We start from the raw sequence: 10,873 nt of genomic DNA on the forward strand, positions 1-10,873 counted from the left end.
GCGGGTGGATCTGCCCAGATCCCGAAGCTCGGTCCGCGCGGGTTGCGCAATGTATACGAAAATGAACTCAGGGTGCGATCCAGGTCCGTAACGAGGGATTTGTGTATACACTAGCCGGAGCGATTGATCACGAGGAGGTGCCGTGCGAGCGAGTGATCGTGCCTATGGCACGCTTCTGGAGGAGATCCAGTCCGGGCGCCTTGCTCCCGGCGCGGTTCTGGGGGAGGTGGAGCAGGCGGCTCGGCTGGGCGTGAGCCGCACTCCGCTGCGCGAGGCGATCGGCCGGCTCAACGCGGACGGCCTGGTGGCGCAGGTCTCGCCGCGTGTGACCGTGGTCACCGACATCGATCGCGGCGACATCCGCGAGCTGTTCGAGGTTCGTCGAGCGCTGGAGGAGACGGCGGCGCGGCTCGCGGCCGAGCGGGGCGACCGGAGCGTGTTCTCCGATCTCGCCGACGAACTGGGTGCCGTGAACCTGGACGCGGACGCCGGCCGTGAGGCTTATGGCGTGCTGATCGCCCGCTTCGACGCCGCACTGGATATCGCCGTTGCGAACGACTACCTCACGGCTGCCCTGCGCACGATCCGCACCCACCTCGTGCGCGTGCGACGCCTGTCCCGCGAGAACGCCACGCGACTCGCCGCATCCGTCACCGAGCATCGGCTGATCGCCAGCGCGATCGCCGCAGGAGACAGCGATCTCGCCGCCCACGCCACGCACGTGCACCTGCACAACGCGCTCACCAACATCCTCGCCTCACTCCCGGAAGGACACTCATGACCGTCACGCATCACGTCCGCGTCTACAAGAGCGCGGAGGAGCTGCCCCGCGAACAGCAGCTGGCCTGGAAGATCGCGGAGGTCGCCACCGATCCGGTCGAGGTGGAGCCCGCGGTGGTCGACATGATCATCAACCGCATCATCGACAATGCGGCCGTCGCCGCGGCCTCGCTCACGCGTCGTCCGGTGTCCGCTGCGCGTGCGCAGGCGCTGGATCATCCCGTCTCTCGCGGTGGCGAGGGCGCGACCGTGTTCGGGTGCGTGCTCCAGGACCGCACCAGCCCGGAGTGGGCGGCGTGGGCGAACGGCGTCGCCGTGCGCGAACTCGACTACCACGACACGTTCCTCGCGGCGGAGTACTCGCACCCCGGAGACAACATCCCACCGATCCTCGCCGTCGCGCAGCACGCAGGTAAGGACGGTGACGCTCTCGTCCGTGGCCTCGCCACCGGCTATGAGATCCAGGTGGACCTCGTGCGCGCCATCAGCCTGCACAAGCACAAGATCGATCACGTCGCCCACCTCGGCCCGTCGGCCGCGGCCGGCATCGGAACGCTGCTGGGCCTGCCCACCGAGACGATCTACCAGGCCGTCGGCCAGGCGCTGCACACCACTACCGCCACGCGTCAGTCGCGCAAGGGCGAGATCTCCACGTGGAAGGCGCACGCTCCGGCGTTCGCCGGGAAGATGGCCATCGAGGCCGTCGACCGTGCGATGCGCGGCGAGACCAGCCCGTCGCCGATCTACGAGGGCGAGGATGGCGTCATCGCCTGGATGCTGGACGGGCCGGACGCCGCATACGACGTGCCCCTTCCTGCCGCGGGTGAGCCCAAGCGCGGCATCCTCGACACGTACACGAAGGAGCACTCGGCCGAGTACCAGGCGCAGGCGTGGATCGACCTCGCCCGCAAGCTCGGCAACGAGAACCCGGCGCTGCGCGACCCGGAGAACATCGCGAGCGTGGTGCTGCACACCAGCCACCACACGCACTACGTGATCGGCTCGGGCGCGGGTGACCCGCAGAAGTACGACCCCACCGCCAGCCGCGAGACACTGGATCACTCGATCCCGTACATCTTCACGGTGGCGCTGCAGGACGGTGCGTGGCACCACGTGGACTCCTACGCCCCGGAGCGCGCGGCCCGTCCCGACACCGTTGCGCTGTGGAACAAGGTCACCACGGCCGAAGACGCCGAGTGGACACGCCGCTACCACTCGGAGGACCCCAACGAGAAGGCTTTCGGTGGTCGGGTGGAGATCACCCTCACCGACGGATCCACGATCGTCGACGAGATCGCCGTGGCTGACGCCCACCCGCTGGGTGCGCGCCCCTTCGCCCGTGCCGACTACGTGCGCAAGTTCCGGCTGCTGGCGGAGCCGGTGCTCGACGCCGACGAGATCGAACGTTTCCTCGAGCTCGTCCAGCGCCTTCCCGAACTGAGCGCCGACGAGGTGCTGCAGCTGTCGATCGTCGCGAAGCCGGGCGTGCTGGACGCAGCGCCCTCGCCGCGCGGCCTGTTCTGAACCCCGCCCCGCCGGCTCCGGTCGGCGGGGCGTTCATCTCGGAGGACCCATGCTCTATTCGCAGACATCCGCGGCCGACAAGCGCCGCCTGTTCCGTGAGCGGCTCGCCAGCGGTGACCTGCTCCGCTTCCCCGGCGCGTTCAATCCGCTGTCCGCGCGACTGATCGAGCAGAAGGGCTTCGAGGGCGTCTACATCTCCGGTGCAGTGCTCTCCGCCGATCTCGGACTTCCCGACATCGGGCTCACCACGCTCACCGAGGTGGCCGGCCGCGGCAAGCAGATCGCACGGATGACGGACCTTCCCGCGATCATCGATGCCGACACCGGCTTCGGCGAGCCGATGAATGTGGCCCGCACCGTGCAGGAGATGGAGGATGCGGGGCTGGCCGGTCTGCACATCGAGGACCAGATCAACCCGAAGCGCTGCGGCCATCTGGACGGCAAGTCCGTGGTGGACGAATCCACGGCTCTCAAGCGCATCCGCGCGGCGGTCGATGCTCGTCGCGATCCGAACTTCCTCATCATGGCGCGCACCGATATCCGTGCGGTGGAGGGTCTGGACGCGGCCGTGGATCGCGCGAAGAAGCTGGTGGACGCCGGTGCGGACGCGATCTTTCCCGAGGCGATGCGCACGCTCGAGGAGTTCGAGGTCATGCGCCGGGCCGTGGACGTTCCGCTGCTGGCCAACATGACCGAGTTCGGCAAGAGCGAGCTGTTCTCCGTCGAGCAGCTGGCGTCGGTGGGCATGAACATCGTGATCTGGCCGGTGTCGATGCTGCGCATCGCGATGGGGGCGACCGGCCGCGCGCTCGATGAGATCGAGGAGAAGGGGCACCTGCGCGACAAGCTCGACGAGATGCTGCACCGCGCCGACCTCTACGACCTCATCGACTACGAGGCCTACAACCACTTCGACAACTCGGTGTTCACCTTCACGGTGACCCGCTGACTTCCGCCCGCCTCGACATGCGAGAAACCCATGCGCGGCCGAGAAACCCTGCGTTGCCGGGTTTCTCGGACTTGCTTGGGTGTTTCGCGGAGGGGTGCTGGACGAGGCAGACTGAACTCACGCAAGGGAGCGAGACAACATGAGCGAGATCGACATCAAGAAGGGGCTCGCCGGCGTCGTGGTCGACGTCACGAGCATCTCCAAGGTCAACCCCGAGACGAACAGCCTGCTGTACCGCGGGTACCCGGTGCAGGAGCTGGCGGCCACGCAGCCGTTCGAAGCGGTCGCCTACCTGCTCTGGCACGGCGATCTGCCCACGGCCGAGCAGCTGGCGGAGTTCCGCGCGATCGAACGTACGCATCGCCCGCTGTCTCCCGAGGTGCGTGCGGCGATCGACCTGCTGCCCACTGACGCCCACCCGATGGACGAGGTCCGCACGGCGGTCTCCGTCATCGGCGCACTCGACGCGACGGGCGACGTGATGAACGCGGCCGGGACGCCGGAGGAGAACCTGCGGCGGGCGGTGCGACTGTACGCGGCGCTGCCCGCGATCGTCGCCTACGGACAGCGTCGTCGTCGTGGGCAGGCGATCATCCCGCCGCGCAACGATCTCGACTACGCGGCCAACTTCCTCTGGATGACCTTTGGCGAGGAAGCGCATCCGGTGGTCGTGGACGCGTTCAACCGCTCCATGACGCTGTACGCGGAGCACTCGTTCAACGCCTCGACATTCACCGCGCGGGTGATCGCATCCACTCTGTCGGATCTGTACTCCGCCGTGGTGGGTGCGATCGGTGCGCTCAAGGGCCCGCTGCACGGCGGTGCGAACGAGGCCGTGCTGCACATCTTCACGGAGATCGGATCCGCGGAGAACGTCAAGCCCTGGTTGGATGAGGCGCTCGCGGCCAAGCGCAAGATCATGGGCTTCGGCCACCGCGTCTACAAGCGCGGCGACTCGCGAGTTCCCACGATGAAGGCGGCCCTGGACACCCTCGTCGAGCACTACGACCGTCCCGATGTTGCGGCGCTGTATGCCGCGCTGGAGGAGGAGTTCGTCAGCCGCAAGGGCATCTACCCGAACCTCGACTATCCGTCGGGGCCCGCGTACGATCTCATCGGCTTCGACACCCTGACCTTCACCCCGCTGTTCGTTGCTGCGCGCGTGACCGGGTGGACGGCGCACATCATGGAGCAGCTGGGTTCCAACGCTCTCATCCGTCCCCTGTCCGAGTACGTCGGTGAGCCCGAGCGCCACATCCCGGGCTACACCGCGACCGCCGCCGACGTGGCCGCCGCCGACCGCCCCGCCGAGGCCGAGTAACCCGCGACCCGTCGGCAACCCCGCGGCACCCCTGCCGCACCACATGACCCGCGAGAATTCCGAATGTGGGCGAGAATCACCGCAACGCACCGATTGTCGCCCACAGAGGGAAGTCTCGCGGGAAAGAGAGGGAGATCATGAACGAAGCGGTCATTGTTGATGTGGTGCGCACTCCAGTGGGACGGGGAAAGCCCGGGGGAGCGCTCAGCGGAATCCACCCGGTGGACCTCATGGCGCCGGTGCTGGAGGCGGTGCTTCGCCGCAACGGACTGGAGTCGCGTCAGATCGACGACGTTCTTCTCGGCTGCGTGAGTCAGGTGGGCGAGCAGGCCTACAACATCGCTCGCCGATCCGTGCTCGCGGCGGGCTTCGATGAGACGGTGCCGGCCGCCACGATCGACCGGCAGTGCGGGTCGAGTCAGCAGGCGGTGCATTTCGCCGCTCAGGGTGTGATCGCGGGCACCTACGACATCGTGATCGCCGGCGGTGTCGAGTCGATGAGTCGCGTACCTCTCGGATCCTCGCTGGCGGGTGTCTCTGGGGAGTCCGCGTTGATTCAGGAGCGCTACCCGAACGGGCTTGTGAACCAGGGTGTGTCGGCCGAGCTGATCGCCGCGAAGTGGGGGTTCGGACGCGACGACCTCGACGCCTACGCCGCGCGCTCGCACGAGCGGGCGGCGGCCGCTGCGGACGCGGGGTCCTTCGATGCCGACCTGCTGCCCGTGCACACTGATGCGGGAGTGATCGCCCGCGACGAGACCGTCCGGCCCGGAACCACCGCCGAGGGCCTGGCGAAGCTCAACCCGGCGTTCCACACGGATTCGCTGGCCGCACGTTTCCCGGAGATCGGCTGGAACATCACGGCGGGCAACTCATCGCCGCTGACCGACGGCGCCTCTGCTGCGCTGATCATGAGTGCCGAGCGAGCGGAGCAGCTCGGGCTTCGTCCGCGGGCGCGCTTCCACGCCTTCAGCGTCGTCGGCGATGACCCGCTGATGATGCTGACCGGCCCGATTCCCGCGACCCGGCGGATCCTCGAGCGCTCGGGGCTCGGCATCGACGACATCGACGCGTACGAGGTCAACGAGGCATTCGCCTCCGTGCCGCTCGCGTGGGCGGATGCCGTGGGCGCGGATCAGACGAAGCTCAACCCCTGGGGCGGCGCGATCGCCCTCGGTCACGCGCTGGGATCCAGCGGCACCCGGCTGCTGAGCACCCTCGTCGAGTACCTCGAACACACTGGCGGACGCTACGGACTGCAGACGATGTGCGAGGGCGGTGGGATGGCCAACGCCACGATCATCGAGCGCCTCTAAGTCCTCGGACCGTACGAATGGCTCCTCCCCGACCAGGGGAGGAGCCATTCTTGTGCCGTGAATCAGTTGGAAGCCCGTTGATTTACTTGGATGTCCAGGTATTCTGATCATGGTGCCAAGGGTGGCGCCGGAAGTGGTGGTCATCATGGTCAGGGAACTGTCGCACTTCGTGGGCGGAAAGCTCACCGCGGGCACGTCGGGACGATTCGGTGACGTCTTCGACCCCTCGACCGGCGAGGTCCAGGCTCGCGTGCCGCTGGCGAGCAGCGACGAGGTGCGCGCCGCGATCGATTTGGCCGTCGTCGGCCAGCAGATCTGGGGCGACATGAACCCGCAGGCGCGCGCCCGGGTGCTGACCCGCTTCCTGGCGCTCGTGGAACGTGATCGCGACGACCTCGCCCGCCTGCTGTCCAGCGAGCACGGCAAGACCTTCGACGACGCGAAGGGCGACATCCAGCGCGGTGTGGAGGTCGTGGAGTTCGCCGTCGGGGCACCGCATCTCTTGAAGGGCGAGTACACCTCGGGTGCTGGACGCGGAATCGACGTCTACTCGATGCGCCAGCCTCTCGGTGTGGTGGCCGGCATCACCCCGTTCAACTTCCCGGCGATGATCCCGCTGTGGCAGGCGGGCCCTGCCCTCGCCTGTGGCAATGCGTTCGTGCTCAAGCCCAGCGAGCGCGACCCCTCCGTCCCGCTGCGCCTGGCGGAGCTGTTCACCGAAGCGGGCCTTCCCGATGGCGTCTTCAGTGTGGTGAACGGGGACAAGGAGGCCGTTGACGCGCTGCTGTTCGATGACAGGATCCAGGCGGTCGGCTTCGTCGGCTCCACGCCGATCGCCCACTACATCCACACCACCGCCGCCGACCAGGGCAAGCGCTCACAGTGCTTCGGCGGTGCGAAGAACCACATGATCGTGATGCCGGACGCCGACCTCGACCAGGCGGCCGACGCTTTGATCGGTGCAGGCTACGGATCGGCGGGGGAGCGCTGCATGGCGATCTCGGTCGCCGTGCCGGTGGGTCAGGAGACCGCGGACGCTCTCGCGGCCAAGCTCATGGAGCGCGCTCGCGCACTGACCGTCGGCCCCGCCCTGGAGCCGGGGATGGACTACGGTCCGCTGGTCACCGCCGCGGCCGTCGAACGAGTGAGCGGGTACATCGCGCAGGCGATCGACCAGGGCGCTGAGCTTCTCCTGGACGGCCGTGGTCTCGTGGTGCCCGGGCACGAGAACGGCTTCTACCTCGGCCCCACCCTCTTCGACCGCGTGACCACCGACATGACCATCTACCGCGAAGAGGTCTTCGGTCCCGTACTGATCATCGCGCGTGCCGACGACTACGAGGCGGCACTCGCCATGGCCTCCGACCACGAGTACGGCAACGGCGTGTCGATCTTCACGCGAGACGGCGACACCGCCCGCGACTTCGCCGCGCGGGTGCAGGTCGGGATGGTGGGCGTCAACGTCCCGATTCCGGTCCCCATCGCGTATCACACGTTCGGCGGCTGGAAGAAGTCGATGTTCGGCGACCTCAACCAGCACGGCCCGGACTCCTTCCGCTTCTACACGAAGACCAAGACCGTCACCAGCCGCTGGCCCTCGGGCATCCGCGAGGGAGCCAGCTTCGTCATCCCGACCATGAGTTGAGAGGCCCGCCGATGAGCACCGTCACCACCACCACGACGACCGCCGAGGACCGCGCCGCGATCATCGACGCCGTTCGCGAGTACGCGCAGCACGAACTCGCCCCCTACGCCCTGGAGCGGGACTCGTCGGGAGAGTTTCCCGTCGAGTCACTGCACCACGGGGGAGAGCTGGGGCTCGGAGGCATCTACATCGGCGAGGATGTCGGGGGCGCGGGCTTTTCGCGCGAGGACGCCGCCGCGATCTTCGAAGAACTCGCGTACGCCGACCCCACGATCGCCGCGTACATCTCGATCCACAACATGGTGGGCTGGATGGTCGACTCGTACGGCACCGAGGCGCAGCGGCACGAGTGGCTGCCGCGGCTGACCGCCATGGAGATCTTCGGCGCTTACTGCCTCACCGAGCCCGGTGCCGGATCGGACGCGGCCGCGATCACGACGGGCGCGGTGCGCGATGGAGACAGCTGGGTGCTCACCGGCGTGAAGCAGTTCATCTCAGGGGCGGGTGCCGCGGGCGTCTACGTCGTGATGGCTCGTACCGGGGATCTCGGATCGCGGGGGATCTCAGCCTTCATCGTGCCGGCGGACACCCCCGGCCTGAGCTTCGGCGCCAACGAGAAGAAGATGGGCTGGAAGGCGCAGCCCACCCGCCAGGTCGTGTTCGACGCCGTGCGCGTCCCGGCCGAGAACCTGCTCGGCGAAGAGGGCGGCGGTTTCCGCATCGCGATGAAGGCCCTCAACGGTGGTCGCGTCAACATCGCCTCCTGCTCGCTGGGCGGCGCACGCTGGGCGCTGGACCGGGCCGTGCAGTACGTGCACGAGCGGTTCACGTTCGGCGCCGCGCTGGCGGATCAGCCCACGGTGCAGTTCACGGTGGCGGACATGGCCACCGAACTGCGCGCCGCGCGTCTGATGGTGCAAGACGCGGCACGAGCGATCGACGACGAGGCGGAGGATGTGGCCATGCGCTGCGCCATGGCCAAGCGATTCGCCACCGATGCGGGATTCCGCATCGCCAACGAGGCGCTCCAACTGCACGGCGGCTATGGCTACCTGCAGGACTACGGAATCGAGAAGGTCGTGCGAGACCTCCGCGTGCATCAGATCCTCGAGGGGACCAACGAGATCATGCGGGTCATCGTTGGCCGAGAGGTGATGGGAGGTCGGCGATGACACGCATCGCTTTTCTGGGGCTCGGGCATATGGGGCTTCCCATGGCGAAGAACCTCGTCGCCGCAGGGCACGAGCTGATCGGGTTCGATGTCGTGCCGGCCGCCGTCGAGGCTGCACGCGGCGCCGGCATCGCGGTGGCGTCGTCGGGCGTCGAGGCAGCGCGTGGCGCGGAGGTCGTCATCACGATGTTCCCGAGCGGGCGCCACGTTCTGGACGCCTTCGCGGGGGAGGACGGGCTGCTGGCGGCGGCGCCGGCCGGAACTCTGTTCATCGAGTGCTCCACCATCGCGGTCAGCGAGGCGCGGGAAGCCCATAATCTCGCGCTCGCGGCGGGTCAGCGCAACGTGGATGCTCCCGTGTCCGGTGGCGTGGTCGGGGCGGAGAACGGCACCCTCACGTTCATGGTGGGCGGCAGCGACCAAGACTTCGCCGCGGCACATCCGTTGCTGGAAGCGATGGGTGCCCGCATCGTGCACTGCGGCGGTCCGGGGCTCGGGCAAGCGGCGAAGGTGTGCAACAACATGATTCTCGGCGTCACCCAGATCGCGGTGGCGGAGGCGTTCGTCCTCGGGGAGCAGCTGGGCCTCACGCACGACGCGCTGTTCGAGGTGGCATCTCACGCATCCGGTCAGTGCTGGGCGCTGACCACCAACTGTCCCGTGCCCGGCCCGGTGCCGACCAGCCCCGCGAACCGTGACTATCAGCCCGGATTCGCCGGGGCGCTCATGGCGAAGGATCTCGGGCTGGCGCGGCACGCGATCGAGGAGACCGGTGTGGGTGCTGCCCTCGGCCTTCACGCGGAGGAGATCTACGCCGGGTACGCCCAGGGCCCTGGCGCGGCGCGCGACTTCTCGGGCATCATCGAGACCATCCGATCCGCCAGCGCCGCGGCGCAGCGCGCCGAGTGACCCGCTCGCGCGAGTAGACGAGAGGCAGTCATGACCGAGTTCGAGACCATCATCACGGAGACACGCGGAAACGTCGGGTGGATCACCCTCAACCGTCCGCAGGCACTCAACGCCCTCAACACGCAGCTGATGCACGAAGTGGTCATCGTCGCCGAGGAGTACGACGCGGATCCCGCGATCGGTGCGATCGTGATCACGGGCGCCGGACGCGCGTTCGCCGCCGGCGCCGACATCAAAGAGATGGAGGACCGCAGCGGACTGGACATGCGTCTGGGTCGCTTCTTCGGCGAGTGGTCCCGACTCACCGCGGTCCGCAAACCCGTGATCGCCGCCGTGAACGGGTTCGCGTTCGGTGGCGGGTGCGAGCTGGCGATGATGTGCGACATCATCGTGGCGGCCGACACGGCGGTGTTCGGTCAGCCGGAGATCAATCTCGGCGTGATCCCCGGCATGGGAGGAACGCAGCGTCTCACGCGTGCGATCGGTGCCTACAAGGCCGCGGACCTGGTGCTGACCGGGCGGAACATGGACGCCAACGAGGCCGAGCGTTCCGGCCTCGTGTCACGCGTGGTTTCGGCGGCGGAGCTGGCGGATGTGGCGCAGCAGATCGGCGAGACGATCGCCTCGAAGTCGCTGCCGTCAGTCATCGCGGCCAAGCAGGCGCTGCGCGCGGTGCAGGAGACACCGCTCAGCCAGGGCCTCGCGTTCGAGACCGCGCAGTTCACGGCGCTGTTCGACACCGAGGACCAGAAGGAGGGCATGGCCGCCTTCCGTGAGAAGCGAGCCCCGCGCTTCGAGAATCGCTGAGACGTCCTCGCCTGCGGCGGGCGTTTGCATGAGGTCCGGCGCGGTGGGGTGCGGGCGTGAGGGGGCGTCCGGCTGAGCCGGTGGCCTGCTCTTCTCGGTGAGTCGACAGGACAATGCGGGCGAGCGGCGGTGAGCGCGTGCTGCCTTCATTGAGAGGTGCTCGTGGGTGGGTGTAGCGGGCGAACCCTGTCGCGTAGGCGCTTCGAGGCGTGCTGGGCGGATCGGGCGGCGTGGGTTGAGGACGATGCGTCGAGTTGAGGACGGATCTACGATTTTGATCCTCGTTTGGCGACTATGTCCTCCGTTCGCGACAGTGCACGTGTCTGTGCTTGCCTCGCAGGGCCCTGAGCCTGGGGAGATCTGCACCATCGGAACCCGCCGAACGTGGCGCGCGGAGTTGCCGCGTGATGCCATCGGCGCGACACGCGGATCGAGTGTCGTGAGATGAGGA

The 10,873-nt window shown here is 68.0% G+C and carries 9 protein-coding genes; all 9 read left to right on the forward strand.

The window, feature by feature from the left end; genetic code table 11:
• Positions 1-142 precede the first annotated feature (142 nt).
• The 9 genes from ABTV68_RS02805 (at position 143) to ABTV68_RS02845 (ending at position 10,422) form a co-directional block, all read left to right on the forward strand.
• Positions 143-781: a GntR family transcriptional regulator gene (locus tag ABTV68_RS02805; RefSeq protein WP_433676103.1), complete on the forward strand. Its 639-nt coding sequence runs from the start codon at positions 143-145 to the stop codon at positions 779-781.
• Complete coding sequence (locus tag ABTV68_RS02810; protein WP_433676104.1) at positions 778-2,304, forward strand: MmgE/PrpD family protein; 1,527 nt, start codon at positions 778-780, stop codon at positions 2,302-2,304. Before ABTV68_RS02805 ends, ABTV68_RS02810 begins: the two co-directional genes overlap by 4 nt.
• Before the next feature lie 49 nt (positions 2,305-2,353).
• The gene (gene prpB / locus ABTV68_RS02815; RefSeq protein WP_433676105.1) at positions 2,354-3,253 is read left to right on the forward strand and encodes a methylisocitrate lyase; all 900 of its coding nucleotides are present in this window, start codon (positions 2,354-2,356) and stop codon (positions 3,251-3,253) included.
• A 139-nt stretch (positions 3,254-3,392) separates the two neighbouring features.
• The gene (locus ABTV68_RS02820; RefSeq protein WP_433676106.1) at positions 3,393-4,574 is read left to right on the forward strand and encodes a bifunctional 2-methylcitrate synthase/citrate synthase; all 1,182 of its coding nucleotides are present in this window, start codon (positions 3,393-3,395) and stop codon (positions 4,572-4,574) included.
• A 137-nt stretch (positions 4,575-4,711) separates the two neighbouring features.
• Complete coding sequence (locus ABTV68_RS02825; RefSeq protein WP_433676107.1) at positions 4,712-5,890, forward strand: thiolase family protein; 1,179 nt, start codon at positions 4,712-4,714, stop codon at positions 5,888-5,890.
• Positions 5,891-6,035: 145 nt separating this feature from the next.
• Positions 6,036-7,535 carry a CoA-acylating methylmalonate-semialdehyde dehydrogenase gene (locus ABTV68_RS02830; protein WP_433677532.1) on the forward strand — a complete coding sequence of 500 codons (1,500 nt, stop codon included), beginning with the start codon at positions 6,036-6,038 and terminating at the stop codon, positions 7,533-7,535.
• An 11-nt stretch (positions 7,536-7,546) separates the two neighbouring features.
• Complete coding sequence (locus ABTV68_RS02835) at positions 7,547-8,707, forward strand: acyl-CoA dehydrogenase family protein (protein ID WP_433676108.1); 1,161 nt, start codon at positions 7,547-7,549, stop codon at positions 8,705-8,707.
• Complete coding sequence (gene mmsB, locus ABTV68_RS02840; RefSeq protein ID WP_433676109.1) at positions 8,704-9,615, forward strand: 3-hydroxyisobutyrate dehydrogenase; 912 nt, start codon at positions 8,704-8,706, stop codon at positions 9,613-9,615. Before ABTV68_RS02835 ends, mmsB begins: the two co-directional genes overlap by 4 nt.
• A 30-nt stretch (positions 9,616-9,645) precedes the next feature.
• Positions 9,646-10,422, forward strand: a complete 777-nt coding sequence (locus ABTV68_RS02845) for an enoyl-CoA hydratase-related protein (RefSeq protein ID WP_433676110.1) — start codon at positions 9,646-9,648, stop codon at positions 10,420-10,422.
• Positions 10,423-10,873: the final 451 nt, after the last annotated feature.

Source organism: Microbacterium gorillae (genome assembly GCF_050990725.1).
GTDB lineage: Bacteria > Actinomycetota > Actinomycetes > Actinomycetales > Microbacteriaceae > Microbacterium > Microbacterium gorillae_A.

Coding starts and splice junctions, on each gene's coding strand:
- ABTV68_RS02810 (WP_433676104.1), top strand. CDS start 778: ATGACCGTCACGCATCACGTCCGCGTCTACAAGAGCGCGGAGGAGCTG.
- prpB (WP_433676105.1), top strand. CDS start 2,354: ATGCTCTATTCGCAGACATCCGCGGCCGACAAGCGCCGCCTGTTCCGT.
- ABTV68_RS02820 (WP_433676106.1), top strand. CDS start 3,393: ATGAGCGAGATCGACATCAAGAAGGGGCTCGCCGGCGTCGTGGTCGAC.
- ABTV68_RS02825 (WP_433676107.1), top strand. CDS start 4,712: ATGAACGAAGCGGTCATTGTTGATGTGGTGCGCACTCCAGTGGGACGG.
- ABTV68_RS02830 (WP_433677532.1), top strand. CDS start 6,036: ATGGTCAGGGAACTGTCGCACTTCGTGGGCGGAAAGCTCACCGCGGGC.
- ABTV68_RS02835 (WP_433676108.1), top strand. CDS start 7,547: ATGAGCACCGTCACCACCACCACGACGACCGCCGAGGACCGCGCCGCG.
- mmsB (WP_433676109.1), top strand. CDS start 8,704: ATGACACGCATCGCTTTTCTGGGGCTCGGGCATATGGGGCTTCCCATG.
- ABTV68_RS02845 (WP_433676110.1), top strand. CDS start 9,646: ATGACCGAGTTCGAGACCATCATCACGGAGACACGCGGAAACGTCGGG.